Below are 25702 nucleotides of genomic sequence, written 5' to 3'. Positions count from 1 at the left end.
AGAAGCTATAAAAATTTAATTCTTTTTTGCTGCTTTTAATAATCTATTTTCTTTAAAAAATTTTCTGAGTGATTTTTGCTCTTTTGGGCCTATTTTGTAGCTTATAAATTTCAAATACCACTTGATATCTTGCTCGCTTATGTCGCGACTTTTAGCATACTGGGCTAAGATATAGTTTGGAATTTTTACATTTTTTTGTAAAAATTTTGCGACCAATCTTTTATAAAATGAGCCATTTTTTACATATGAAAATCTGCCAAAAACAAATGGCAAATTTGTCTTTTCGTGCCAAATTTTACCAAGGTCGTAAAAGCACTCTTTGCCCTCTCTTAAGTATGCCTTTAGCGCCCTGTCGCCTATGATCACTTCGCCATTTAGACGAAGCACCTTGGCTAGGGCGTTTGAGCTAGCTGAGGCAGGATCTGGTTTTGGGACTGAGTTTTTGCGCACAAGCACGCTTTTTACATCTTTTTTGGCGACTATTCCAAAATTTAGCTTCTTTAAATTTGCCTTTTTGCTAGCTATGCTTGAGATCACCGCAGCATCGATTTTTCTGGCATTTAGCGCCCTATTTAGCTTGCTTGGCACACCCTTTTTAAACTCGATCGCCTTTTTTATCTGAGAGCTTAGTGGGGCTGATTTTAAAAATACGTGAAATGGGAGTAAATTTAGATAATCAATCTTTCCAAATATCATTTTTCATCTTTTACAAGCTCAAATTTAACCATCTCGTTTTCGCTGCAAACATCGCAAAATAACTGAGCCAAGCTCTCTTTTGTGTCACTATCCAAAGCACTTTCATTTTTTAGCTTTATAAGCGTTGGTTCATTTATCTCGCAAAGGCAGTCAAAGAGCGCGTCTAAATTTTTGCCGTAGTACTCTGGCAGGTCAAATTTCTTGGCAAAATACTCATGCATTTTTTCTTTTTCGAGCATCTTTTTGGCATCTAAGATCACGATTTTCATTGCATCCTCTTTTCATAAAGCAGGTAAAAATGCTCGTAGTGATCGGGCGTGTAGTAGATAAGTCCGTCGTTTGAGTATAAAATTCTCTCAGCGCCGCGCCTGCCGCCATTGTAATTTACATCGCACTCAAACCACTTTCTGCCATCAGCTTCAGGTAGCTTCTTTTCTCTGTTTGAAAACCTATCCCCGCCGATGCTTTTGCCGCCGCTTATCTGCCATAAATTTCCGCTTTTTGCGTCCCAGCCAAGATCAAGTGCCTCTTTTTTGGTTATGAAATTCTTTGGCAGTTTGTTAAATTTATAGATATAAAGTGCGAGCTCATCTTTTGAGGTGTATGAGCCATTTTCTGCAAGGCTCTGGCTCTTTTGTCCCTCTTTGTTTAGCTGCTCAAGTAAAATCTGAGCGTTTTTATTTGCCTCACTACCATTATTTGAGAAAAAGAAAGTGCCAACAATAATAGCAATGACGAAGGCAACTAAGGCTGGCAAAAGTCTTTTATTCAAATTTAGCCCTTAAAGCGTGTTAAAAACTCTATCGCCAGCGTCACCAAGACCTGGGACGATATAGTTTTTCTCATTTAGCTTCTCATCAATCGATGCCGTATAGACCTCGACATCTGGGTAAATTTCGCTAAATCTCTTTAGCCCCTCAGGAGCAGCGATGATAGAGATAAATTTGATCTCTTTAACACCCTTTTCACGCAAGAACTTAACCGCATCTATCGCTGTGCCACCAGTCGCAAACATAGGATCGATGATGATCGCCATGCGCTCTTTTGCATCTTTTGGAAGCTTTGCGTAGAAGAACTCAGCCTGTGCTGTCTCTTCGTTTCGCTGAAAGCCCAAAAAGCCCACGCTCGCATCTGGAATGATGGTAAAAACGCTATCAAGCATACCAAGCGCAGCCCTTAAAATAGGGCATATCATCACCTTTGTAGTAAGCCTCTTTGCATCTGCCACCGCAACTGGTGTTTGGACTTTTACATCTTTTACCTTTAAATTTCTAGTCGCCTCAAAGATCATAAGATAACTGATCTCATCAACTAGCATGCGAAACTGAAAAGGCTGGGTATTTTTATCACGTAGAATGGTTAATTTATGCTCGATCAGTGGGTGCGAGATGAGCTTCACGTTTTGCATTTTTTATCCTTAAATTTACTATTTTTACAGGGTTTATCTTTACAAAATGCCAAAAGAGTTTAGCCCAAAAATTGGGCTAAATTTTAAAATCCTTTTGCAAGTTTGGCTCTATAAGCCTCAACATCAAAATCTTTTACTCTCGCTACGCCATCTTCAACTGCAGCTTTCGCAACTGCTGGAGCGACTGCTGTTAATACGCGCTTGTCAAATGGTTTTGGGATGATATACTCTTTGCCAAATTTTAGCTCGCTAACGCCACTTGCTTTTAAAACTTCAGCTGGTACTGGCTCTTTTGCAAGCTGTGCAAGCGCTCTAGCCGCAGCCATTTTCATATTTTCAGTGATCTTTTTAGCTCTAACGTCAAGCGCACCTCTAAAGATAAAAGGGAAACCTAAAACATTATTTACTTGGTTAGGATAGTCGCTTCTGCCTGTGCCCATCATAACGTCACTTCTTACAGCCTCAACATCCTCTGGATAAATTTCAGGCACTGGGTTTGCCAAAGCAAAGATGATAGGCTCTTTATTCATTGACGCAACCATCTCTTTTGTAAGCACACCAGGCTTAGAAAGACCTAAAAACATATCAGCACCCCTCATCGCATCAGCTAGAGTTCTATCCTCTGTCTCAAGTGCAAACTCTATCTTTTCAGGCGTTAGGTCTATTCTTTTTGAGTGAATTACGCCTTTACTATCTATCATCACGATGTGTTTTGCACCAAGCGCTTTATACATCTTCGCGCATGCAATGCCAGCTGCGCCTGCGCCGCTAACTACGATTTTTATCTTAGATATATCTTTGCCAGAAATTTCCATCGCGTTTATCATGCCAGCACTTGTTATCATCGCCGTGCCGTGCTGATCGTCATGCATGACTGGGATATCGACTGCTTCTTGAAGCTTTCTCTCGATCTCAAAGCACTTTGGAGCACGGATATCTTCTAAATTTATACCACCAAATGTCGGAGCAAGGGCCTTGCAAATCTCAACGATCTTATCTGGATCATGCTCGTCTAGCTCGATGTCAAAGGCATCTACGTTTGCAAATTTTTTAAATAAAACTGACTTTCCTTCCATAACTGGCTTGCCAGCGATCGCACCGATGTCGCCAAGCCCAAGAACAGCTGTGCCATCGGTAATAACAGCTACCAGATTTGCTTTATTTGTATATTTATAAGCTAGTTCATTATCAGCTTCTATCTCTTTGCAAGGTTCTGCAACGCCTGGTGTATAGGCCATTGAAAGGTCTCTTGAGGTCTCGCAAGGCGTCTTTACCTTTATCTCGATCTTACCGCCTATATGGTAGTTTAATGCTTCTTCTTTAGTTACATGTGTCATTTTTCTTCCTTTAATAAATTTTGTATTCTATTTTTCGTCTCGCTACTGCCCACTACTTCAAGCACTTCAAAGATGCTTGGGCTCACGCTTGAGCCAGTTAGCGCTATTCTTAGAGCCTGAGCTAGGTCTTTTAGCTTTAAGCCATTTTGCTCTAAAAATTTATTAGTTAGCTCCTCATAGCCCTTCGCGTCAAGGTCGCGGTCTAAAATTTGAGCAAATTTAGCCAAAATTTCTTTGCTATTTTCATTTATAAATTTGGCCCATGCTTTCTCATCGTAGCTTTTTGGAGCGTTGATGATCGCATTTGCGCTATTTGCCATTTCTATTAGTGTCTTTGATCTCTCACGGAGCGAATTTAGCAGTAGCTCGCCCTTTACCAAAGCCTTAAAATCTACGCCAAACTCAAGCATATCGTGCGCTAGCCTCTCGTAAGGTAAAGTCTTAATGTAGTGAGAATTTAGCCAGTCAAGCTTTTGAGCGTTGTAGGTGCTTGAGCTTTTGTTGATATCGTTTGGATTGAAGTATTTAAGCATATCCTCAATAGTAAAAATCTCATCATCGCCGTGGCTCCAGCCAAGACGAACGAGAAAATTTAAGAGCGCTTCAGGCAAGTAGCCCATCTTTTTATACTCCATAACATCAGTTGCGCCATGCCTTTTACTAAGCTTTTTGCCATCCTCGCCGTTTATCATAGCGACGTGATAAAATTTTGGAACCTTAAAGCCAAGTGCCTCGTAAAGAACGATCTGTTTTGGGGTATTTGAGAGGTGATCATCACCACGGATAACGTCTGTTACGCCCATTAATGCGTCATCTATTACGACCGTGAAGTTATAAGTCGGTGTGCCGTCACTTCTAGCGATGATGAAGTCATCTAATATGTCTTCAACCTTAAATTTAACCTCGCCTTTTATGCCATCATGTATGACGATCTCGCCGCTAAGCGGGGCTTTTATACGGATGACTGGCTCGATGCCAGCTGGAGGCGTGCCAGTAAAATCTCTATATCTATTATCATATTTTGGACGCTCTTTTCTTGCCTCTTGGCTAGCTCTAAGCTCTTCAAGTTCGTCCTTGCTCATGTAGCATTTATAGGCTTTACCCTCATCAAGAAGCTTTTTAACATACTCTTTGTAAAGATCAAATCTTTTTGACTGATATGTCACTTCGCCATCGTGATCAAGCTTGCACCAAGCAAATGCCTCTTTTATGGCCTGCGTGGCTTCTTCTGAGTTTCGTTTTAAGTCAGTATCTTCGATGCGAAGTAAAAATTTTCCATTATTAGCTCTTGCATATAAATAATTATAAAGGGCTGTCCTAAGTCCGCCTATATGTAGGTATCCAGTAGGCGACGGAGCAAATCTAGTAACTATCATTTTGTGCCTTATTTTTATGTTATAATTGCTCAAAATTATATTTACTAAATACTTAAATAAAGGTTTTATTATGAAAAAATTGCTCTTTTTGGCTGCTGGCATGCTAAGTGCTTTAAATTTATATTCGGCTCAGATGATAAACGGTATCGCAGCTATTGTAGAGAACGAACCAATCACGCTTTATGAAGTTTATAGCTTAAAAGAGCAGCTAAGAGCTAGTGAACAAGATGCCTTAAATTTACTCATAAGAGATAGACTCGAAGATGCTCAAATAAAAAATTTAAACATTAGCGTAACACCATTTGAGCTAAACGACAGAATCGAATCAATCGCAAAGCAAAATGGCATGACAAATTCTCAGTTTAGAAGCTCTATCCAAGCTCAAGGCATGGACTTTTTGGAGTTTAAAAACAACATAGAAAAAAAGATGCTTCAAGAAAAGCTTTATAAAAGCATCTTGGCTGAAGCTGGCAAAAATGTAAATGAGCAAAAAGCAAAGATGTATTTTGATGCTAATCCCGATAAATTTAAGGTCTTTAGCACTGCTAAAGTGGTCCTTTATAGGGCAAAAAATCCTGAAGAACTAGAAGCTCAAAAAACAAGTCCATCACTACTTAGCAGCATACAAACACAAGAGCTAAGTTTAGACTATCAAAGCATAGATCCAAGACTAGCAGCTATCATAGCTGGCACAAATAATGGCGAATTTACCCAAATACTAAAAGGCGCTGATAGTTTTGATATGTTTTATGTAAAAGAGAAAATAGGCTCATACACTCCAAGCTTTGCAGATGTTAAGGATAATGTTATAAACGAGCTTTATCAAGGCGAGCAAGAAAAACTTATGGCTGATTATTTTGATAAACTCCGTGCAAAAGCAAAGATTCAAATTTTAAGATAACTTCAAATTTAGCCATCTTTGGTGGCTAATTTTCTCCAAATTTCACATAACAAAAGATTACACCGCCAAAGAGAAGGCGGTGTAAATTTTAGTTAAAAAGTGTAGTGCATATTTAGCATAAACGATCTCTCATCGCCAGGTCTTGAATCAGAACGCCAGTATTTTTTATTTAAGATATTATTTATCGCTAGTGTTATTTGAGCGTGTTCGTTAAAGTTATATCCAGCACTTGCATCAAATCTAGCAAAACCAGGGAGATGTTCGTCTATGACTCTACCATTACTTGTGCGGTAGCTATATCGCTTAGAGTATCCTGTTACGCCACTTTCGACATACCATTTATCGTTTTTAGCATATCTTAAAAAAACATTGCCCTGCCAGTTGGTTGTATTGTTTAGACTAAGTCTTTCATTTAATGGATTTGATTTATCACTTGCGATAATAGCCCTCATATATCCAAGAGAGCTTCTTAGATATAAATTTTCATAAATTTTACCCAAGATATTTAGCTCTATACCACGACTTCGCTCTTTACCACGCTGTGCCCAAGTATATGGATCATTTATAGGATCTGGTCTATATCTTATATTGTTATGCTCGATCTGAAATATCGCTAAGTTTGAGCTAAATCTATTATCAGCCCATGTGCTTTTTAAGCCGATTTCATATTGCTCATTATTTTGTGGTTTTAGATCAAGCATCGTTGTATCGCCTATACTTATACCTATATTCCCGCGACCACCATATGGAGCAAAACTCTTTGAGTATGAAGCATACGCGGTATGCTCTGGTAAAAAATCCCAAAGCACGCCAACTCTTGGACTAAAAGAGTGCCCTTTGTAGCTATTTGTCATATCAGCAATATTTCTTGTTTTAAATTTATAAAAGTCAAGCCTTCCACCAATCAGTAGCCTATATTTGTCGTCTAAGCTTATTAGATCTTCTAAAAATACTCCATTATTTATGGCTTTATGCTTATTATCAGTATTAAGTGGTATATAGCCCACACTACCCCAACTTGATCTTGATGCATATGGATTTATAGTTACATTTTTTGCACTATCAAACCAAAGCCTTGGATGGCGAGTTTCTACGCTGTTGTCATATCCAAAAGTAAGATTATGCTTAAATCTTGTAAATTCAAGCTCCTTTGTAAGTGTTATAGCATTTGATAGTGTGTCATTATCAGTTTGTTGTTTAGCATAGTTTTGCTTTAGTCTATTTCCAGGCATGATGGTACCACTAAAATAATGGTCAAAATTTTGACTAGCTTTTCTATAACCAAAAACCCATTTTAAATTCATGTCCTTTACCAACTCTGCATTTAGCTCGGTACGGAAGAAATGAAGCTTATCTTCAACAAAGTCTCCATCATGAGAAAATCCCTTTGTATAGTCGATACCAAGCTTGTCATAGACACTTTTTGTTGGCATTCTATCAGGTACACGCCAAGCATTATCATATGTGTATTGCGCCTCAAAACTCACCGTTCCACCATCATTTGTCACAATAATACTTGGACTTATCATAAAATTTTTATATTTTATACCATCTCTCCATGATTTTCCACGCTCCATATCAGTCGTTAATCTTGCAGCTAATTGATTATTTACTACGTGATTTATATCGATACCACCACCATATCTACTCCAGCTGCCAACTCTTCCTGAGAGCTTATAAACAGGCATAAAATTTGCCTTCTTACTAACTAGATTTACAACCGCACCGCCATCGCTTCTTCCATATAAGATCGAAGCTGGTCCTTTTAAAATTTCAACTCTCTCAACATTTGCTGTACTGCGTCTTATCTGGCCAGAGTCTCTAACACCATCTCTATATATATCGCCACCATCAACACTAAAGCCTCTTATCTTGATGCTCTCGCCTCTCATATCATAGCCTGCATCAATACCAGCATTTCCTTCTAGGATACTTGAGAGATCGTTTGTGCCGTAGTTTCTATTCTTTTGTATATCTATATTTTCGATAGTTTGTGGCGTCTCTTTGTTACTGAGTCCATTTCTATTGATATCCGCACTATCATACGCGATATAACCTTTTAGGGTATTTTGCTCAGAGATACCTTCCACCTCGATAGTTGGTAAAATAACTGAATAATCACTGTTATTTGTATCTAAAGCCCACAGCGAGCTAAAGATCAGTGATGAAGCAAGTATACTAAACTTCATAGAATTCCTTTAGATAAAATTAAAATCGATATTCTATATCAAAATAGCTTAAAATATTTACGTTATATTGATGTTTATTAATTTTTACCAATCCATTGTTAAAATTTTAGTTCGATTTGAAATTATCATTTGCCATCTTAAAAAATGCATTACTATTGCCACTAAAAAATTTTAGATTAGGGCTAGTATTTTAATGATCACACATCAATGTGAGCTTTTTAAACTTTTTGATGAGGTGATAAATATAAAAAGTGAGTAAATTTGACTGCAAAGGCAGCCAAATTTATATTATGCTTTTTTAGTAAAAACTCCAACATAAATAGCATAGATAAAGCCGATTGCTACGGCATATGGAGCGTAAGGAGTGATGCCAGCTCCAGAGCTTGCAAGTATGAAGTTATGGCTTATCGCAGCACCTGCTCCCATACCTAAAACAAATACAGCTGAGCTTAAATTTCCAGCTCCCATTTGCACTAAATGTTTGCCTGGGCAGCCATAACTTAGGCTAAAGCAAAGACCAGCCAAGCTCATGCCAAGGAAATTCCAAAGGACGTCATTATGAGCGATAGGTTGAGCTTCAAAGCCAAATTTATATTGTCCAAGAGCTAAATTTGTGATACTTGCAAAAACGATGATAGATACAATGCCATAAAACATTGAAAGATCACGCTCAAAAACTTTGCTAATCGCTCCAACCGAACAAAATTTACTTCTTTGCATAAAAATGCCAATAACAATGGCACAAATAAGCGAGATAAAGATATTTGCGTGCTGTGAGCCTGGGCCTTTTTCTGAGCTAAATAATGCACCATTATCGCCAAGTTTTAAACCAAAGACAAGGGCTATTAAAAGCAAAATAGCAATGATTAATGGCAAAAACGCAACCGGTTTTGTAGTGGCATCATTTTCAGGTATGACGTAACCATTTTTCTTGAAAAATCGTCCAACAAAAACACCAGCAAATAGACCGACAAGGCCAGCAATAGCAGTCATATCTCCGCCGCCAAGGCGCAAAAATGCTCTCCATGGGCAGCCCAAAAAGATAAGGCAACCAATCATAGCAAACACGCCTAAGAAAAATCTAGAAAATGCTGCACTGCCAGATACTGGAGTGAAATTTCTACTCCAAAGCATACTTGCTAGAAAGCCTCCGATGATAAGACCTAAAATTTCTGGCCTTAGATACTGCACGACCTTAGCTTGGTGAAAGCCAAGAGCACCTACGCTATCCCTTAAAAAGCAAGCCGCACAAACGCCCATGTTTGCTGGATTGCCAAAATAAACAAGCACTGGGCCAAGAATGCCAAGACTTGCACCTGCGATGATGTAAAGGACTGTTTTATTCATGAATTTTCCTGTGTATAGGGTAAAATCAAACTGATTTCTTAAATGGCATTTTAATAGAGCATAAATAAAGAAAGTATAAAATTTAAGAGCCAAATAGCTAAAATAATAAAATTTTACGAAAAAAGGACACAAAGTGCGAGATATTATGAGTTATGAGGATAGTTTAAAGATTTTAAAAGATGCAGTTGAAATTTGGGATAAAGTAGAAAAGATCGCCATCACAGATGCTCTTGATAGAAATATCGCACACGATGTGATAGCGGACAAAAACTATCCAGCAAAGCCAGTTTCAGCGATGGATGGCTACGCATTTGCATATGGTGATAGCTTAAGCGAGCTTGAGCTCATCACCGATCTTCCCGCAGGAAGTGACAAGGAAATAAAAATAAGCGGGAACAAATGCGTTAAAACCTTTACTGGCTCACTCATGAGTGAGGGCTCAGATACGCTAGTGCCAGTTGAAAATGTCGAAGTTAATGACTCAAAGATCACTATCAAAAAAGGTGTATCAAAGGGCTTTGCTGTGCGTGCGGTGGGCGAGAGCTACAAAAAGGGAGAAATTTTAATAAAAAAAGGCACCAAGCTTAGTTACGCAGAAATCGCACTTCTTGCTGAGCTTGGCATCTTTCACGTAAGCGTTTTCATCCGTCCTAGAGTAGCAATAATTGCAACTGGTAGCGAGATCAAAGACCTTGGCGAGCCACTAGAAAACGCTGCACAAATTCATAGCTCAAATCACATAGGTATAGCGATGCAAATACGTAAAATGGGAGCTGAGCCAATCCTTTGCGAGATCGTAAAAGATGAGGCTACGCTTGTTAAAAAAGCTATCATAAATGCACTAAAATCAGCTGATATCTTAATAACAACTGGTGGCGTTAGCATGGGAGATTATGACTTTGTAAAAGATACTTTAAAAGAAAATTTTAGCGTCATCATAGACAAAGCTGCTGTTAAGCCGGGCCGCCATATCAAGATAGCAAAATCGGGCGAAAAATATATATTTGCACTGCCTGGATTTCCGTATTCGGCGATGGTTATGTGCGTACTTTACGTTAGAGTCTTGATAAATTTATGGCTAGGCAATGATGAGCCAAAGATCACGGCGATAATGGACGAAGACTATAAAAAGCGTTCGCCATTTTTAGAATTTACGGCTGTAAATCTAGAAAATCGTGAAGGAAAAAATTTTGTAAATCTAAATGGCAAAAAGCTTGGCAGTTCAGCGATCGTAAATAATTTAACAAACAAAGCCGCACTTTTAATGATTCCGATAGATAAAGAAATTCTTAAAAAAGGCGAGATAGTAGAAGTCTTTATGATGCCTTGTTAAATTTAAGGATAAAAGTTGAACACGTTAGAAATTCAAACAATTATAGTTTTTCTTATAATGGTATCGGTTGCCTTTGGAATAGATCTTTTTGCTCATAAACATGATGAGAAAATTTCACTAAAACAAGCTGGTATTTGGTCTATTTTTTGGATAGGACTTTCGGTACTTTTTGGCATATATTTATATTTTGAGCGAGGCAGTGAAATAGCAAGTCTTTATTTTGCAGGATATGCGCTAGAAAAGTCGCTCTCGGTAGATAATCTTTTTGTGATGATGGCGATTTTTTCATGGTTTAAGATACCTGAAATTTACCGCCACAGAGTGCTTTATTTTGGCGTTATAGGAGCTATGATATTTAGGCTCATCTTTGTAGCCGTAGGTACAATGCTTTTTGCCATCTCTCCTTGGATGGAGCTAATATTTGTGGCAATAGTCGCATATAGTGCCGTAATGATGATAAAAAAAGATAAGTGTGATGAGGATATAAAAGATTATTCAAACCACATAGCTTATAGGGCAGTTTATCGCTTCTTTCCGATTTTACCACAGCTTTTTGGACATAGCTTTTTTGTTAGATTTAGCGAAATTTCTAAGCAAATTTCAGATAGTCAAAAAACTGCTCTTAACGATCAAATTTTAAGACTAAAAGCCACTTGGATAGCAACACCATTATTCTTGTGCCTTTGCGTGATTGAGCTAAGCGATGTGATATTTGCTTTTGATAGCGTTCCAGCTGTCATTGCTGTGAGCAAAGATCCTGTAATTGTTTATTCAGCGATGATATTTGCGATACTTGGGCTAAGAACGCTTTATTTTGTGCTTGAAGCACTCAAAAATTTTTTAAAATATCTAGAAATTTCTGTGATCGTGCTTTTATTTTTTATCGCAGCAAAGCTAGCTGTAAATGCGACTGCTCATATCTTTCATCATGCTTTTGAAATTTCTGCACAAATTAGCCTTTTTATCATTCTAGTCATCCTTGGAGTTGGGGTCCTAGCAAGTTTGGTTAAAAAATAGCTACCACAAAAGTATACAAGCTAAAGTTAGGCAAGCTTAAAATTAAAAATTTATAAGCAAGCGCTTTATATTTTGATGTCTAAATTTTTTAAAATTTTGCTTGCTTGTGCAAAAATTTATTACTGAATATTTATGCTACCAGCTGGGGTTGGCATATCGCCTTTTTCATCAGCAAATGGTGGCCCTTTTTGAAGCAAAATGGTGATCTCAGATGCTACTTTTGGATCCATTTTTGCCATTATAGTTGATATCTTTTTGGCATCAAGAGCATAAAGTATGGTGGCTGCGTTTGATCTAGGCATTTTAGAGAGCACTTCAGCTGCCGCGCCATCTTTCATCTTAGAATATGACTCATTTACTTTATCGCTAGTCATTGTGCGAAGTTCTTTTAAAATTTTCTCATTTTTGGCGACCACTTCATCGATCTCTTTGCGTTTTTGCTCGATCACTTTCATTGTCGCATTTAGGTCAGCTTCTTTTTTGGCAAGCTTTTTATTATTTTCTTCATAGGCTGCTGCCGAGCTTGCACGAAATACTTCTAAAGCTTGGCGCTGTTCATCTATGATCTCAAGTTCCTTTGAAATTTCTTCTTTTCTAGCTTCAAAAATTTGCGTACAGTCAACTGGCACTTCAAAACAAAATGCAAAATTTAAAATAGTTAAGAATAATAAAACCGCTCTCATCACAACTCGCTCTTAGCTGTAAATTTCATCACTGCAAACTCATCAAGTGCAAGTGCTTCAGCCTTTTGTATGCGTTTTATCTCTTTTTTAAACTCTTCTTTTTCTAGATATTTCATCTTTTCGTACTCTAAATTTGCATTTTTATATTTATGTTCGTAATGCGAAACCTCTTTTTTAGCTATCTCAAGGCCCTCTTTGCAGGCATTTAACTCTTGCCTTGCTATCTTTATAAACTCTAAATTTTCCTTTAGTTCGCCTATATTGCCACTTTTTGGCAAGCAAAACTCCTCAAGCCTTGCTCTTAAATGAACTAAATTTTCTTCAAAATTTCTTACATTAAGCCTGGCAACGGCGAGCTTTGCCTCTACCTTATCCATCTCTTGTTTTTTTACGCGGACGATAGAGGTAAATTTGCTTTTCATCTAATGATCGTATCGCTTCTTTCAGGGCTTGTTGAGATGTAGCCGATCTTTACGCCAGTTAGCTCTTCTATTCTCTCGATATAAGCTCTTGCATTTGCTGGCAGATCTTCATATTTGCTTATACCTTTTACGCTATCCCAGCCTGCAAGTTCCTCGTAAATAGGAGTTGCATTTTCAAGATCTGTCGGCATATAATCGATAGTTTCACCATTATATTGATAAGCTTTGCAAATTTTTACCACCTCAAATCCATCAAGTACATCAAGCTTCATGAGCGCATAAGTATCGACACCATCGAGTCTTGAAGCATATTTTACACTCACAGCATCAAACCAGCCACAACGTCTGCGGCGGCCTGTTGTTGTGCCAAATTCCTTACCGATATCACACATCTTATCGCCACTCGTACCTTTATCTTCTGTTGGGAAAGGACCAAAGCCAACACGAGTCGTATAGGCCTTTATGACGCCTATTACTTCACCTATTTCTTTTGGATTTAGTCCAAGACCTGTGCAAGCACCTGCACTTATGGTATTTGAGCTAGTTACGTATGGATATGTGCCATGGTCGATATCTAAAAGCGTGCCCTGAGCACCTTCAAGTAGGACTTTTTTATCTTCATCTAGCGCTTTCCAAACTAAATTTGTAGTGTTTGCGATAAATGGAGCCAAAACCTCTTTATATCTTTTTAGCTCTTCAAGCAATTCGCTCTCATTAGGAATTTTTACACCAAGTGCGTCAAATACGCATTTGTTTGTCTCAAAATCATGCATCAAAGCATCGCACAAACGCTCTGGCTCAAGTAACTCGCCTACTCTGTGGCCACTTCTACTTATTTTATCAGCATAAGTTGGTCCTATGCCTTTGCCAGTAGTACCGATTGCTTTTTCGCCCTTTAGTCTCTCTTTTGCTTGATCGATTTGACTATGGTAGCTTAGATTTAAATGTGCCTTATCACTAATATAAAGCCTTCCCTCTAAATTTTCAAACTGAGCCATTTCAGTGATTAATACTTCTGGGCAAACAACAACACCATTGCCAATGATGTTTATGATATTTTTATGCAAAATTCCGCTTGGAACAAGGTGAAGCGCGTATCTAACGCCATCAACCCAGATCGTATGGCCGGCATTATGGCCGCCCTGTGAGCGACAGATCATGTCATAGTTTAGTCCTAGCATATCAACTATCTTGCCTTTACCCTCATCACCCCATTGAACTCCAACTACTAAATCAGCCTTTCTCATTCTTACTTCCTTAAATTAATTTTTTCTTCTATCAATGCATCTGTATAAACAGCAAAACCACTATTTATTTTTCCGTCTATTTCGTAGCTGCCGCCACTTGCTATTATGCTGTTATTTCTTAAAAATCTAAAAAATAAACTATTGTAATATCTCATTTTCGAGTAATATAGCGGAACTATTCTTAAATTTTTATATTCTAAAGCGCTGGCTAAATTTCTCAAATTTTCAAGCGGTTCTTTTAGTTTGCTTGGAGAAATTTTAATCACTTCATCCAACTCATCAACTGACTTTAAAAGAGCAAGAGCGCTTAGCCATGGAACATTTTGAGATAAAATTTTTTCCATTTGCCCATTTTCAAAAATTTCAATAGGCACGCTTAAAATTTCACAAATCACTCTTGGGATTTGTATATTGCTCACTTGCAAAAATGTATCCATTTTTAGCTCATCAATAAGCTTTGCTACAATATTTATGCTTTTTAAAACATCATTTTCACCGATTAGTTCGGCTCCGATTTGATAAATTTCTTGGCTTGGATAGCGAAAGACTGGCTGGATATAAAACCATCTTTTTGATTCATTTGCTTTTAGCCTTCTAAGCACGATCCTTACAGTATCTACCGTACTATCAGCTCTTAGGCTTATTTCGTGATTTAGACTATCGCTAAAACGTAAAAGATTTGTAGCATCTACACTTAAATGCTGGTGATATGAGAAAAATGGCGTTACGATCTCGCTAAAGCCTTCATTTTCTAAAATTTCACTAGCTTTTTGCTCAATCTGCCTCTTTAGCTTTGCACTGCTGGCAAAGTATAGCTTGCTTCCATTTGGGATTTCATGCTCATAAACATTTAAAGCATTTTCATTCATTATTTATTCGCTCCACTCAAATTTAGATCATTATCGCATAACAAAATTACCTCATTAGCTAAATTTATTACGTTCTCTTTGTCTATTTTTACAAGGATCGTATCTAAAATTTCAGCTAATTTTTCATTTATTATTCTGATATCATCTATTTGATTTGCTATTTCGATTTTTAATTTTTCGCTTACTTTTTCATCGCATTTAAGCAAATTTATCAAACGAATCATAAGCTCTTTTGCACCTACTATTTTGCAAAGCATATTGTAGTTCTCATCATCTTGAAAATTTCTTACATTTAACGGAGATGATAGAGTGAATTTAAATTTGAGCACATCATCCAAGCTAAGCTCTGGCGCAAAAAGCCGTCCTTGAAATCTACTAAAGCCAAATCCAACAAAAATTTCAAGCATACTTTTATCTTCTAAATTTTTTATCATGACATCAAAATTAAATGTATCTGATACATACTTTATCATGCGTATGGTCTTTAGCGCTTCTACTGAATCAAAAATTTGTTTGCAAAATCTTTTATCTATATTGAATCTGTTTGTTTTTAACATGCCTAAAGCTTCTACCGAGCCTGAATAAGATGCAAAATCATCAAGCGAAAAGCTAATGCCTAGTTCCTTATAAGCATCGATATATCTAACAACATCATCTAAATTTACGCCACTTGCAGAGTCAACGATATCTATGATTAGCCCATTAGCGTCTAGTTGCTCATCTTTTAAAAGCTTTTTAAATTTCTCAAAAAACTCAGAAGTCATTAGCTTTTTAATGCATAAATTTACTCTAACTTTTGCATTTATTCCATCTTTTAGCCATACAGCCCTAGCCTTTAAAGCATCTTTTAGTGTAAATAATGCGATAGCAACAACTGCTTTTGAGCCTTTTGCAAGTGGCAAGAAGTCTGATGGCCTTAATATCTTATCGCCATTTTTCCATCTAATAAATGCCTCAAAGCTACTAACTTCTCCACTTTTTATATCAATCTCAGGCTGATAAAGCAAGAACATCTCGCCAGCATCGATAGCTTCAATGATCTTTGAGTCATCTCTATATTCATTTTTAAAATACGTATCTTTTTTCGAATTAAATACATAATATTTATTTTTTCCATTAAGCTTTGCTTGATACATAGCCCAATCAGCTCTTTCAATTAGATCATCAACACTAAGTGCATCGCTACTTAAACTAATACCAATACTTACGCTAAGTTTTTTCTCGTCATCATCAATAGAAATTTTACTCTGACCCACTCTTAAGATGTTTTCAGCAGTTTCGTAAATTTCTCCCAAATTTTCATAAGGCATAGCGCCTATAAACTCGTCCCCGCCTATTCTCGCAAATATTCCTTGTTTTGGAAAAATTTCATCTATTTTTTTTGAAATTTCTATTAGGATTTTATCACCTACTTGATGTCCGTATCCGTCATTTATTGATTTAAAATTATCAAAATCAACATAAAAAGCTGCTATTTTTAAGCTTTTTTTCGCTTGTTTTAGCAGATTTTCTAGCTTATTGAAAAGTAAAAATCTATTTGGTAACCCAGTCAGCGTATCGTGATACGCGATAAATTCAAGGTACTCTTTATTGTAGCAATCATCATTTGCGCTTGAAGCTAACAAAATATATCCCTCTTGATCGCCAAACGCGTTTAAAAGCTTACTTATACTTATGACTTCGAGTCTATTTTTGCTTCGAACATCATGAATAAGACCTTGCCAAAAGCCAGTTATTTTAAGTGAATTTAAAATTTCATCTTTAATATCTTTTAGTCCGTTTTTAAAATTAATTATATCTTTTGAGTAAATTTTCTCTATAAAATTTTTATCTCTAGAAATGTTAAGCGTATCGAAAAAAGCGTCATTAGCATCTATGATTCTAAACTCATCATCAAGCATAATAATTTGCTCTTTTGCGTATGAGAAAATTTTTGCTAAAAGATCTTGATAAGAAAAAAAGCTATTTTGCACACTAAGATCTTGCATTGTGCCCTTTATAACGCTTGCTTCACCATCATAAAAAGCTATTGCTTTTGCTCTAATCCTTACATAAATAATCTCTTTATCAGCCCTATAAAAACGCACTTCGCCATCATATACTTCACCTTTTTTTATAAGGTCAAAAAAGTCCTTAAAGCTTACAAATTCATCTACAAATATAGTTTTCGCACGTTCAAAATTTATACTCATATCCCCATTTAATGCATATCCGAGCGACTTAGCAATAGCATTTGGGATATAAAGGGTATCGCTTTTTTTATCCCACGAAAAGACAAGCGCTTGGCTTGCCCAAAGTATGCTTTGAAAATATTTTAATTCAGCATCATATTTTTCTTGCAACTTTGCTATATCGCTTAGGTCATTAAAAAAGTAGATGATTTTTTGCTCTTTGTCAGCACCATTATCTATAAATTTTACCTTTATTTTAAATGGCGTTTTGTTGTTTTCATTTGTTTGCATATTGGCTACGAGATTTATTTCGCTATTTTTGCTACCTTTTTCAAAGAATTTTTTAGATTCATTAGAAACATTTACAGCAAACTCATCTAAACTTTCAGGGCTTATTAGATCTTTTAAATTTATAAGCTTCTTATCTTGCGGGACTTTAAAGATACTATCAATATTTTGCGTACTTCTTACGATAGAAAATGGATCGCTGCTTAAAGCTTCTGCTATTACATTTGGCGATAAAAACGAATAATCATTTATTGCTTCGTTATCCTTTTTCGTAAATTTTCCATCATCAAGCTCGTGTATAAGCATAAAATTTAGCCTAGAATCCCTTAGTTCAATCTGCGACTCTTGTAAAAATCCCTCTTTAGTGCCGCCATCTTTTGTTTTTAGCTTGATTTTAAAACTCATATCGCTATTTTGAGCATCTTGTTTCATTTGCATAAACAATGCAAAATCGTCATCTATTAAATCATTTAAATTTAGCTCTATAATCTCATCTTTTGTGTAGCCAACAGAAGATAAAAATGCATTACTAGCATCAATAATATCGCCGCTATAAGCATCATAAACTACTATTTTCAAAAAGCTTTGCTCAAAAATATAGCCAAATCTACTTTTGTATTCTTCTAGCCCATCAGTTGCTTTTTTGGTTTCTATCTTTAGCTTGTTTATTCCATTTTTTATATCTTCAAATTCTGTTACATTAAGGCTTCGTTTTATCTCGTATTCATCGCCATCTAAAGTATCTCTTACCTCTTTTAAAGCTGGCATTATTCTATTTTTTATAAATTTTACATCTCTAACCCATAATATTAAAGAAGATGTAAAACAAAAGATCGATAGCCAAAATAACACAAACTGCATAAAGATATGAAAATGCTTCGTTGAGGCAGTAATAACAAAAATTTTATACTCTGGCATATAGCTTATGAGATAAAAGCCCATATGGCTTAAAGAAAATATTATTTTATCCTCTTTAAACTCGTCGCCAAGACTCACATAAGGCAAAAACATCGATTCATCAAATTTTTTATAAAACTCATCTCTTGATAAATTTCCATATTTATCTACCAGATAAGCATAAGTTTTGGTTTTCTCATCGTAATCTACATTAGTGTAGTTTTGCAAAAATTTTATATCAATTTGAACTAAAATACTGCCTCCATTTTTTAGTCCATAAGATGCATAAATGTCTCTAAAACGATTATTTTTATAGACACGATCTGATACTGTAAATTTCCCGGCATCTATCTCGTTTAAACTAAGCTGAGATAGATCCTTTTCGGCTATGTCATCAGCACCTAAAAATCTCTTTGAATAGAGTAAATTTCTATTTTTATCAAAAACATAAAAAGCTATATAAAGATCGTTTTTTGTTGAATTTTTATCAAATAACATATCACTAAGACCTGCTTCAACCATTTTTGACTTTAAAAATAGATCGTTTTTTATTATAAAAAAGCTATTTGAGATTGATGATTTTATATTTGAATTTGTTGAGCTAAGATCATACTTCATATCGTTCGTACCGGCACAAACTACAAATAATGCTAAAAATATAAATGAGAGTAGAAGTAAAATAGCCTTTGTATAAAACATTTTTACTATCTGAAGGCTGGTTTTTTGTTTCTCAAGCACGATAGACACCTCGTTAGTTTAGGTTTTGGCTTTGATTTTATCCCATTTTTACTTGATTTGGGTTTATAAAGATAAGTATTTATTTAGAATTTATTGATTTATTTAAAATTGAGCCAAAAATTTATTTAAAATTTGGCTCAAATATCTTAATAGATCCAAGTAACGATATCAGAAATTTCTCTGCGAAGTTTTTTTGGTTGTGGATTTAGGCGGTAGCCAAATGATACCATGATAGCCACTCTTTGAAAACTCTCATCAAGCCCCAAAAGTTCATTTAAAGCGTGTCTGTCAAAGCCTTCTATTGGGCAACTATCAATGCCCAAACTTGCAGCTGCATTCATCATATTTGTGGCGATTATCATGCATTGTTCATGTGACCACTGAAATGTTAGCTCATCATCATTTTTAAAATTTGCTAGCAAAAAGTCATGGTAAAATTTTTGCCTTGCAGCAATGGCTTCAGGATCTTTATTGGTATTTCTAGCGATCATTTTATTAACGTATGCGCTTCCAAATTTCACCTCTTTGATCTTAGCTAAAACGACAACTAAATGCGAGCAAGATGTGATTTGTGCTTGATTCCATGAAAGAGCTTTTATTTTTTCTCTAAGCTCTTTATTCTGAACGACTAAGATATCCCACTGCTCAAGGCCAGTTGAACTAGGGCTTAACCTACCAGCTTCTAGTATAAAATCAAACTCTCCAGCACCGATTTTTTTGCTTTCGTCAAAAACCTTGCAAGCATGACGAAATTTTAAAATTTCAAGATAGTTCATCATCTCTCCTTTGTAGTTTTTGAAATTATAGAATGGTTAAGTAAATTAAAAGATTTCACTAACGCAATGGATAGCATGCTATTTTTAAAAATTTATCTTAAAAATATACCAAACTCGCTCTTTGGCACCGCAGAGCCAACGATAGCTGAGTGCTCATAGCCTACTTCTTTTAAGCGTTTTACTGCAAGCATTGCATCCTTTTCACCAACTGCGAGCAAAAGTCCACCAGAAGTTTGTGCGTCAAATAGCAAAATGTCAGCTTCTTTGTCTACAAAATGCTTTGCAAATTCGCGGTTTTTATAGCTTCCTTCTGGAATGATACCCATATCGGCAAATTCCTTTGCGCTTGCAATGATTGGCACGTTTTTTTCATAAATTTCAAAACTGATCTTTTCATTTAGCATTTCGCTTAAATGCCCCAAAAAGCCAAATCCAGTCACATCAGTAGCACCGTAAACTTTGATGCCATCAAGTGCTTTTAATGCATAAAAATTTAGCTGTGCCATGATAGTTGCAGCCTCTTTTATTTGCTCCATGCTTAATAAATCAGCCTTTATTGCTGTACTTAAAATACCGCTTCCAAGGGGCTTTGTAAGTATCAAAACATTGCCATTTATGGCTGTATTATTTGCCCAAAATTTATCAGGATGCACCCTTCCAGTGACGCTAAGCCCATAATACATCTGCTGTGTCTCGATCGTATGCCCGCCAACGATTATACCGCCACACTCTTTTACTTTATCGGCTCCACCTTGTAAAATTTCGCCCAAAATTTCAGGCGCAAGGTTGCAGCTGTCAAAACCTACGATATTTAGTGCATTCATCACCTCACCACCCATTGCAAAGACGTCGCTTAGGCTATTTGCAGCAGCGATTTGTCCGTAGATAAATGGATCGTTTACCACAGGCGTTATAAAGTCAAGCGTTTGAACAAGTGCAAGATCACTTGAAATTCTAAAGACACTCGCGTCTTCGTTAGAATTTGTGCTTGAGAGCAGATTTGGATGAGATAAATTTAAACTACTAATCGTTTTGTTTAGACCCGACGGGTCAAGCTTAGCAGCTCAACCAGCGGCTCTAACGAACTGCGTAAGCTTTTTGTCGTGATAGATCATAATTTGATTTGCTCGTGAGTTGAGAGTATGTCGATGATCTCATAAGCATTTGAAATTTCGCCAATCGCAAGATCGCTTACTAGCTTATAAGCCTCCAAACAGCTTCCGCAGCTTAAAATTTTAACACCAGCAGCTTCAAGATCTTTAAGCGGCTTAAAGCTTGGGTGTGAGCGGTTTGTAGTCATCTTTACAGCGTTATTTACGCAGATTATTATCTTTGGTTTTTTCTCAACTTGAAGAAATGCTCCTAAGAATTTTGATAGTAAATTTATTCCTACTTCGCCACTTCCCGCGCGCTCTTCATTCAGATAGAGTACTTTTTCATTTTTTGGTGTGATATCGCAGACAAATTCGTCAAAATTTGTAAGCTCAAGCGCATTTTTGCCTTTTGTAGCTAAAATTTTAGTTTCGTTGCCATTGCTTTCGAGGCTAAAGTTTATATTTTGATTTTTTAAAAATCTTGAAATATTTTCTTTTGGGGCTAGTGCATTTACCAAAATTTCTAAACTTTCGCCTTCACTTAAACTATCAAGTGCATTTTTTGCCATTATGACTGGTTTTGGACACTCTAAATTTCTACAATCAATTGTTGTCATGATTTTTCCTTTTGCAATTAGTATTTCAAACCTTGAAACTAGTTTGGATTATAGCCAAAAAAATATTAATTATTTTAAAAATTTTAATGTATAAATTTGAGATAAAAGAGAGCTTTGACCTCGCTTACTAGCAAGATCAAAGTAAAGTTAATTATTTTAAATTTGTATAAGACTTTTCATAATCAGATACTGGAATTTTATTCTCTCTAACGAGCTCTTGATACCAGTAGTGGTGAAGAACATAAACTTCTTCTTCCTCTTTATATCCAGTAATCATCGACCAAATAGCACCATGAATAGCAATAGCTGCCATATAAATATGAACTAAGAAAAATACTGCACATGCAATGCCAAGACAATTATGGATAATTACACTGTATCTTAAAAGATCAATTTGTGTAAGACCAAACCAAGAAGCAACCGCTGGCTCTTTGAAGTCCGTAAAATACATAATCGCGCCAGTAATTATCATAACGATACCACCAGGGATAGCGATCCAGTACCATGCTTTTTGACCAGCATTAAATTTACCAGCTGGAACAGGTCTCTTTTTCTTTGATAAATAGCCACCAACTATCATCATCCATCTGATATCATAAATTGCTGGAAGCATTCTCTTTGTCCAAGTAAATAACATAGGAAGCACAGAAACAGCAAAGATCACAGTTGCTGTATCGTGCAAGTATCTACAGAAACGCACAAATGTTCCACCGCCAAGCTCCGCACCCCACATAATGATGATACCAGTTGGCACTAAAATGATCCATGAGATCGCCGCCAAACCATGAGCTATACGTATGATCAATGAAAAAGCAAACACCTTTTTACCATCATGACTAAAATGTTTTGGTCCAATGATTAAAAAGTGTAATGCAAATGCTCCAATAACAGCCAAAATGATAGAAAGTGCTGCTATTGCGAAGTAATCATTACCTTGGATAAAAGTAAATATCGGCCCCAAACCTTGTTCGTATGGCTTGATATTTTCTATCCTTTCAGCCGCCCAAATGGCACTATTATATTGATTGACGCCAGTTGGTCCTTGAGTTGCCATTGCTGTTACAAATAATGTAAAAAGCAGAGTAAGAATTCTCGTCATTGTAGTCCTTTATAAGTTTGAGCTTAAACAATTTAAGTATTGGTTAAATACGTTAAATCGCATAGCTACGCTATTTTGGTCGCTATTATATCAGAGCTAATCACAAGCAAACCTTAGCAAAAAAGATTACTAAAAATTTTATAAAAAACATTTAAGTTTTGTTAATTTTTATAAGAATATTAAATCTAAATTCATCCTATTTTATAGTTAAAAATTATTTCAGATTTTGCTTTTAAAATTTAAACGAGAACACCAATAATTTTAAAAATTTCTATCCAAAAGGCAGAGAAATGAACCTCTTTTATCTTTTTAATGATTATGAGGCGCTTGATCTAATGGCAACGAGTTTATATCGTATCTTAAAAAGTATATTCTGGCTTCAAATTTTTGCCTTAGTGTCTGTACTAGCTCAGCCTTGCTAGCTCACACTGGAGTGCCTGACGGACTAAAAGCTACATCAAATAAAAGATCATTTGAGCGGGTAAAAAATTGCGGCAAAGCTATAGTGACAATTCCACGCCAACTAGGTAAAAGATGATAAATTTTACACGGCTTCAGGCGTGGCTGCTGGCATGGACATGGCGCTTGGCTTTATCAGCGATCATTTTGGCAAGGAGCTAGCCCAAAATATCGCAAACGAGACCGAATACAACAGGCAAAAAAGCTCAAAGATAGATAAATTTGCCAAAATTTTATAGATACTAATCTGTAAAAAATTTTTAGATATAAATAAAACGAACTTTTAGCATTTAGCAGCCAAAAGCTAGTCAAAACACCAGTGATTAATTTCTGCGTTTATACTCTTCATATCCGAATTCACGGATCATCTTTATCTCACCATTTTCTTTTAAAAGCACTAAATTAGGCAACTTAATGCCATTAAATGTCGTGTTTTTCACGATGGTGTAGTGAATCTGATCTTCAAAGATGACGCGGTCGCCGATTTTTAGCTCACTATCAAATTTATACTCCGCATCGTCCGCTTCAAGACCCACTATATCGCCAGCTAAGCAGGTATTCCCGCCAAATCTATAAGCAAATTTGCCATTTTTACTCTCGCCTCTAACGGCTGGACGGTAAGGCATAAGCACAGTATCGGGCATGTGCGCCTCGGCTGATGTGTCAAGTATGGCGATATCTTTCTCGTTGTGCACGATGTCAAGCACACTACTTATCAAAAAGCCAGTCTGCCAGCCCACAGCCTCACCAGGCTCCAGATAGACCTCTACGCCATATTTCTCGCGAAAGCGCCTAATGATATTTATAAGCAGCTCCACATCGTAATCAGCCCTCGTGATGTGATGTCCTCCGCCCATATTTATCCACTTCATCTTTGGTATAAACTCGCCAAATTTCTCCTCAAGCGCCTCCAGCACGACCTGCAAGCTGCTCGCACTCTCCTCGCAAAGTGCGTGAAAATGAAGCCCACTAATACCATCAAGAAGCTCAGACTTAAAATTTGCCCTTGTAATGCCAAGCCTGCTAAATTTACCGCATGGATTGTAACTGTCAGTTGGGGCTAGCGAGACCTCTGGATTTATGCGCAGACCGCAGATAATGCCGTTTTGCAGGGCAATACCCTTGAATTTTTTCCACTGCGCAAAAGAGTTAAATGTAATGTGCTTTGAAATTTTTAAAATTTCATCAAAATCCTCCTCTTTAAACGCTGGGCTATACGTGTGGATCTCGCCTTTTACGTATTCACTTGCAAATTTTGCCTCATGAAGCCCACTACAAGTCGCACCGTCAAGATAAGAGCCAACCATATCCATCACTCCGCTAAATGCAAAGCCCTTAAGTGCTACTAAAATTTTAGCTCCGCTTTGCTCTTTGACATATTTTAAAAGCTCTAAATTTTTACGTACTTTTGCCTCTTCGCAGACGTAGGCTGGGGTTTTTATACTTTTTAAAATTTCGTTCATTTTTACTCACTTTTTAAATTTTTAAATAAGTATATCTAAATTTATTTTTAAGTAAAATCAGCAAAAATCTCAAAGGATAAAACGTGATAGAGATCGAATTTCTTGGGCCTATCGGGCTTGAAAATATAAAAGTAGAAGCAAAAAATTTAGGTGAAGTAAAAGAGGCTTTAAGCGATAAAGAAGAGCTTAAAAAATGGCTAAATATCTGTGCAGTTGCCGTAAATGACGAGATCGTAAGCGATATAAATTTTGCTCTAAACGAGGGTGACAAAATTTCTATATTACCGCCAGTTTGTGGGGGCTAAGATGCAAATTTACAATGGAAGCTTGGATGTTCAAAGCATCACAAACGAGTGGTATGAACGCTTTAAGGATAAAAACTGCGGTGCACTCATCACTTTTGTTGGGATCGTAAGAGAAGAAGGTGGTATTTCGGCGCTTAGCTTTGATATCTATGAGCCGATCCTTAAAAAATGGCTAGAAGCTTGGGAAGAGCGAGCCAAAAAAGAAAATGCCTACGTGCTCTTTGCTCACTCAAAAGGCGACGTGGCGGTGCATACGAGCTCTTATGTAGCAGGCGTTGTGAGCCCTCAAAGAAAGGTCGCGCTAAGGCTTATAAACGAGTTTGTCGAGGACTTTAAGGCCAATGCGCCGATCTGGAAATACGATGTAATAAATGGCGAGAGAATTTATGCAAAAGAGCGCAGCCAAGCGATAAATGGTGCTGGAATTTTAGCTTAAAAGGAAAAATGATGATAACAAAAGAGAGTAAAAAAGATGTTTTTTGGGCGCTTGCGTTTGGGCTTGGGCTTTTTGCCTTTAGCATCGTTGGCTACTTTTATCTAGCTCTTGGTGCAGTGTCTCTCTTTGGCATCATCATTGGCGCTCTCTCAGCGTTCTTTTGTGTTAGAAAAATTTTTCAAAACAACTTTTTACGTATTGAAGATGATGGATTTATCATTACAAAAGGCTCAAAAAGCATAAAATTTTACTTTAAGGATATCGAAGAGATCGCCATTAAGAGCTTTGGTGATAAGAAAAAAGTTGAAACATTAAGCGTAAAATTTAAGAAAAACCGTCTTGATAGAGATGCTTGCTTTGGATTAGTGCAACCACTAGGTGATGATTTGATCATCATTTTTGATAAATATGAACTCTCAAAATTTACCATTTCAAAAGAGCTAAGAGATAGGCTTAATAATTTTAGAGCCTAATTAAATCGACCTACGATTTAAAATTTTATATAACAATTATCAAAATTTTACATTTTTCACA

26 protein-coding genes are annotated in these 25702 nt (G+C 36.5%); 8 read left to right on the top strand and 18 right to left on the bottom strand.

What is annotated here, in order from left to right; genetic code table 11:
* Window positions 1–15: 15 nt before the first annotated feature.
* From CVS97_RS06830 to gltX, 6 genes are all read right to left on the bottom strand, one after another.
* A complete protein-coding gene (locus CVS97_RS06830) occupies window positions 16–696 on the bottom strand; it encodes an MqnA/MqnD/SBP family protein (RefSeq protein ID WP_107785549.1) in 681 nt (226 codons plus the stop codon).
* Window positions 693–965 (bottom strand): barstar family protein, encoded by a 273-nt coding sequence (locus CVS97_RS06825; protein ID WP_107785548.1) that lies wholly within the window; start codon window positions 963–965, stop codon window positions 693–695. The genes CVS97_RS06830 and CVS97_RS06825 overlap by 4 nt, the downstream gene beginning before the upstream one ends.
* On the bottom strand, window positions 962–1468 hold the full coding sequence (locus CVS97_RS06820) for a ribonuclease domain-containing protein (protein WP_107785547.1): 507 nt from the start codon (window positions 1466–1468) through the stop codon (window positions 962–964). Before CVS97_RS06820 ends, CVS97_RS06825 begins: the two co-directional genes overlap by 4 nt.
* 9 nt (window positions 1469–1477) lie before the next feature.
* Window positions 1478–2104, bottom strand: a complete 627-nt coding sequence (gene upp / locus CVS97_RS06815; protein ID WP_004317747.1) for a uracil phosphoribosyltransferase — start codon at window positions 2102–2104, stop codon at window positions 1478–1480.
* Window positions 2105–2187: 83 nt separating this feature from the next.
* Window positions 2188–3441 carry a malic enzyme-like NAD(P)-binding protein gene (locus CVS97_RS06810; protein ID WP_107785546.1) on the bottom strand — a complete coding sequence of 418 codons (1254 nt, stop codon included), beginning with the start codon at window positions 3439–3441 and terminating at the stop codon, window positions 2188–2190.
* On the bottom strand, window positions 3438–4817 hold the full coding sequence (gene gltX / locus CVS97_RS06805; protein ID WP_107785580.1) for a glutamate--tRNA ligase: 1380 nt from the start codon (window positions 4815–4817) through the stop codon (window positions 3438–3440). Before gltX ends, CVS97_RS06810 begins: the two co-directional genes overlap by 4 nt.
* A 70-nt stretch (window positions 4818–4887) precedes the next feature.
* Here gltX and CVS97_RS06800 point away from each other — a divergent pair, with 70 nt between their 5' ends.
* Window positions 4888–5718 carry a peptidylprolyl isomerase gene (locus CVS97_RS06800; RefSeq protein ID WP_107785545.1) on the top strand — a complete coding sequence of 277 codons (831 nt, stop codon included), beginning with the start codon at window positions 4888–4890 and terminating at the stop codon, window positions 5716–5718.
* A 92-nt stretch (window positions 5719–5810) separates the two neighbouring features.
* Here CVS97_RS06800 and CVS97_RS06795 read toward each other — a convergent pair whose 3' ends face one another.
* Window positions 5811–7907, bottom strand: a complete 2097-nt coding sequence (locus tag CVS97_RS06795) for a TonB-dependent receptor (protein WP_107785544.1) — start codon at window positions 7905–7907, stop codon at window positions 5811–5813.
* A 288-nt stretch (window positions 7908–8195) separates the two neighbouring features.
* Window positions 8196–9254 carry a YedE family putative selenium transporter gene (yedE, locus tag CVS97_RS06790; RefSeq protein WP_103600221.1) on the bottom strand — a complete coding sequence of 353 codons (1059 nt, stop codon included), beginning with the start codon at window positions 9252–9254 and terminating at the stop codon, window positions 8196–8198.
* Between the two features lie 145 nt (window positions 9255–9399).
* Here yedE and CVS97_RS06785 point away from each other — a divergent pair, with 145 nt between their 5' ends.
* The gene (locus CVS97_RS06785) at window positions 9400–10587 is read left to right on the top strand and encodes a molybdopterin molybdotransferase MoeA (protein ID WP_234401394.1); all 1188 of its coding nucleotides are present in this window, start codon (window positions 9400–9402) and stop codon (window positions 10585–10587) included.
* Window positions 10588–10602: 15 nt separating this feature from the next.
* Entirely contained in the window at window positions 10603–11604 is a 1002-nt protein-coding gene (locus CVS97_RS06780; RefSeq protein WP_107785542.1) for a TerC/Alx family metal homeostasis membrane protein, read from the top strand.
* 119 nt (window positions 11605–11723) lie between these two features.
* Here the strand turns inward: CVS97_RS06780 and CVS97_RS06775 are convergent, their stop codons facing one another.
* The 9 genes from CVS97_RS06775 to CVS97_RS06735 form a co-directional block, all read right to left on the bottom strand.
* Window positions 11724–12287 carry a MotE family protein gene (locus CVS97_RS06775; protein ID WP_107785541.1) on the bottom strand — a complete coding sequence of 188 codons (564 nt, stop codon included), beginning with the start codon at window positions 12285–12287 and terminating at the stop codon, window positions 11724–11726.
* Entirely contained in the window at window positions 12287–12709 is a 423-nt protein-coding gene (locus tag CVS97_RS06770; protein WP_107785540.1) for a flagellar export protein FliJ, read from the bottom strand. Before CVS97_RS06770 ends, CVS97_RS06775 begins: the two co-directional genes overlap by 1 nt.
* Window positions 12706–13956 (bottom strand): adenylosuccinate synthase, encoded by a 1251-nt coding sequence (locus tag CVS97_RS06765; RefSeq protein ID WP_107695555.1) that lies wholly within the window; start codon window positions 13954–13956, stop codon window positions 12706–12708. The genes CVS97_RS06770 and CVS97_RS06765 overlap by 4 nt, the downstream gene beginning before the upstream one ends.
* A 2-nt stretch (window positions 13957–13958) precedes the next feature.
* The gene (locus tag CVS97_RS06760; protein WP_107785539.1) at window positions 13959–14825 is read right to left on the bottom strand and encodes an ATP phosphoribosyltransferase regulatory subunit; all 867 of its coding nucleotides are present in this window, start codon (window positions 14823–14825) and stop codon (window positions 13959–13961) included.
* Window positions 14825–18919, bottom strand: a complete 4095-nt coding sequence (locus CVS97_RS06755; protein ID WP_107785538.1) for a diguanylate cyclase domain-containing protein — start codon at window positions 18917–18919, stop codon at window positions 14825–14827. Before CVS97_RS06755 ends, CVS97_RS06760 begins: the two co-directional genes overlap by 1 nt.
* Window positions 18920–19065: 146 nt before the next feature.
* Window positions 19066–19695, bottom strand: a complete 630-nt coding sequence (locus tag CVS97_RS06750) for an NAD(P)H-dependent oxidoreductase (protein WP_107785537.1) — start codon at window positions 19693–19695, stop codon at window positions 19066–19068.
* Window positions 19696–19787: 92 nt separating this feature from the next.
* Window positions 19788–20810: a selenide, water dikinase SelD gene (gene selD, locus CVS97_RS06745; RefSeq protein WP_413784188.1), complete on the bottom strand. Its 1023-nt coding sequence runs from the start codon at window positions 20808–20810 to the stop codon at window positions 19788–19790.
* The gene (yedF, locus tag CVS97_RS06740) at window positions 20807–21406 is read right to left on the bottom strand and encodes a sulfurtransferase-like selenium metabolism protein YedF (RefSeq protein ID WP_107785536.1); all 600 of its coding nucleotides are present in this window, start codon (window positions 21404–21406) and stop codon (window positions 20807–20809) included. Before yedF ends, selD begins: the two co-directional genes overlap by 4 nt.
* Window positions 21407–21557: 151 nt before the next feature.
* Entirely contained in the window at window positions 21558–22505 is a 948-nt protein-coding gene (locus tag CVS97_RS06735; protein ID WP_021090567.1) for a formate dehydrogenase subunit gamma, read from the bottom strand.
* A gap of 290 nt (window positions 22506–22795) precedes the next feature.
* Here CVS97_RS06735 and CVS97_RS09525 point away from each other — a divergent pair, with 290 nt between their 5' ends.
* A complete protein-coding gene (locus CVS97_RS09525; protein ID WP_265094249.1) occupies window positions 22796–22927 on the top strand; it encodes a hypothetical protein in 132 nt (43 codons plus the stop codon).
* A gap of 138 nt (window positions 22928–23065) precedes the next feature.
* Window positions 23066–23203 (top strand): hypothetical protein, encoded by a 138-nt coding sequence (locus tag CVS97_RS09425; RefSeq protein ID WP_234401391.1) that lies wholly within the window; start codon window positions 23066–23068, stop codon window positions 23201–23203.
* An 84-nt stretch (window positions 23204–23287) separates the two neighbouring features.
* Here CVS97_RS09425 and nspC read toward each other — a convergent pair whose 3' ends face one another.
* Complete coding sequence (gene nspC, locus CVS97_RS06725; RefSeq protein ID WP_107785535.1) at window positions 23288–24427, bottom strand: carboxynorspermidine decarboxylase; 1140 nt, start codon at window positions 24425–24427, stop codon at window positions 23288–23290.
* A gap of 83 nt (window positions 24428–24510) precedes the next feature.
* Here nspC and CVS97_RS06720 point away from each other — a divergent pair, with 83 nt between their 5' ends.
* Genes CVS97_RS06720 through CVS97_RS06710 form a run of 3 tightly spaced genes read left to right on the top strand, consistent with a single transcriptional unit; the run spans window position 24511 to window position 25641 of the window.
* Window positions 24511–24732 carry a MoaD/ThiS family protein gene (locus tag CVS97_RS06720; RefSeq protein ID WP_107785534.1) on the top strand — a complete coding sequence of 74 codons (222 nt, stop codon included), beginning with the start codon at window positions 24511–24513 and terminating at the stop codon, window positions 24730–24732.
* A gap of 1 nt (window position 24733) precedes the next feature.
* Window positions 24734–25168, top strand: a complete 435-nt coding sequence (locus CVS97_RS06715; RefSeq protein ID WP_103579706.1) for a molybdopterin synthase catalytic subunit — start codon at window positions 24734–24736, stop codon at window positions 25166–25168.
* An 11-nt stretch (window positions 25169–25179) separates the two neighbouring features.
* Window positions 25180–25641 (top strand): molybdate transport repressor, encoded by a 462-nt coding sequence (locus CVS97_RS06710; protein ID WP_107785533.1) that lies wholly within the window; start codon window positions 25180–25182, stop codon window positions 25639–25641.
* Window positions 25642–25702 lie beyond the last annotated feature (61 nt).

This window comes from Campylobacter concisus (assembly GCF_003049735.1).
Lineage (GTDB): Bacteria > Campylobacterota > Campylobacteria > Campylobacterales > Campylobacteraceae > Campylobacter_A > Campylobacter_A concisus_AN.
Note: the sequence above shows the minus strand (reverse complement) of the source record. Positions and strands in the feature narration are given on the sequence as shown.

Coding starts and splice junctions, on each gene's coding strand:
- CVS97_RS06785 (WP_234401394.1), top strand. CDS start 9,400: ATGAGTTATGAGGATAGTTTAAAGATTTTAAAAGATGCAGTTGAAATT.
- gltX (WP_107785580.1), bottom strand. CDS start 4,817: ATGATAGTTACTAGATTTGCTCCGTCGCCTACTGGATACCTACATATA.
- yedF (WP_107785536.1), bottom strand. CDS start 21,406: ATGACAACAATTGATTGTAGAAATTTAGAGTGTCCAAAACCAGTCATA.
- CVS97_RS06735 (WP_021090567.1), bottom strand. CDS start 22,505: ATGACGAGAATTCTTACTCTGCTTTTTACATTATTTGTAACAGCAATG.
- CVS97_RS06710 (WP_107785533.1), top strand. CDS start 25,180: ATGATAACAAAAGAGAGTAAAAAAGATGTTTTTTGGGCGCTTGCGTTT.
- nspC (WP_107785535.1), bottom strand. CDS start 24,427: ATGAACGAAATTTTAAAAAGTATAAAAACCCCAGCCTACGTCTGCGAA.
- CVS97_RS06760 (WP_107785539.1), bottom strand. CDS start 14,825: ATGAATGAAAATGCTTTAAATGTTTATGAGCATGAAATCCCAAATGGA.
- CVS97_RS06825 (WP_107785548.1), bottom strand. CDS start 965: ATGAAAATCGTGATCTTAGATGCCAAAAAGATGCTCGAAAAAGAAAAA.
- CVS97_RS06810 (WP_107785546.1), bottom strand. CDS start 3,441: ATGACACATGTAACTAAAGAAGAAGCATTAAACTACCATATAGGCGGT.
- CVS97_RS06750 (WP_107785537.1), bottom strand. CDS start 19,695: ATGAACTATCTTGAAATTTTAAAATTTCGTCATGCTTGCAAGGTTTTT.
- CVS97_RS09525 (WP_265094249.1), top strand. CDS start 22,796: ATGAACCTCTTTTATCTTTTTAATGATTATGAGGCGCTTGATCTAATG.
- CVS97_RS06765 (WP_107695555.1), bottom strand. CDS start 13,956: ATGAGAAAGGCTGATTTAGTAGTTGGAGTTCAATGGGGTGATGAGGGT.
- CVS97_RS06830 (WP_107785549.1), bottom strand. CDS start 696: ATGATATTTGGAAAGATTGATTATCTAAATTTACTCCCATTTCACGTA.
- yedE (WP_103600221.1), bottom strand. CDS start 9,254: ATGAATAAAACAGTCCTTTACATCATCGCAGGTGCAAGTCTTGGCATT.
- CVS97_RS06715 (WP_103579706.1), top strand. CDS start 24,734: ATGCAAATTTACAATGGAAGCTTGGATGTTCAAAGCATCACAAACGAG.
- CVS97_RS06770 (WP_107785540.1), bottom strand. CDS start 12,709: ATGAAAAGCAAATTTACCTCTATCGTCCGCGTAAAAAAACAAGAGATG.
- CVS97_RS06800 (WP_107785545.1), top strand. CDS start 4,888: ATGAAAAAATTGCTCTTTTTGGCTGCTGGCATGCTAAGTGCTTTAAAT.
- CVS97_RS06775 (WP_107785541.1), bottom strand. CDS start 12,287: ATGAGAGCGGTTTTATTATTCTTAACTATTTTAAATTTTGCATTTTGT.
- upp (WP_004317747.1), bottom strand. CDS start 2,104: ATGCAAAACGTGAAGCTCATCTCGCACCCACTGATCGAGCATAAATTA.
- CVS97_RS06795 (WP_107785544.1), bottom strand. CDS start 7,907: ATGAAGTTTAGTATACTTGCTTCATCACTGATCTTTAGCTCGCTGTGG.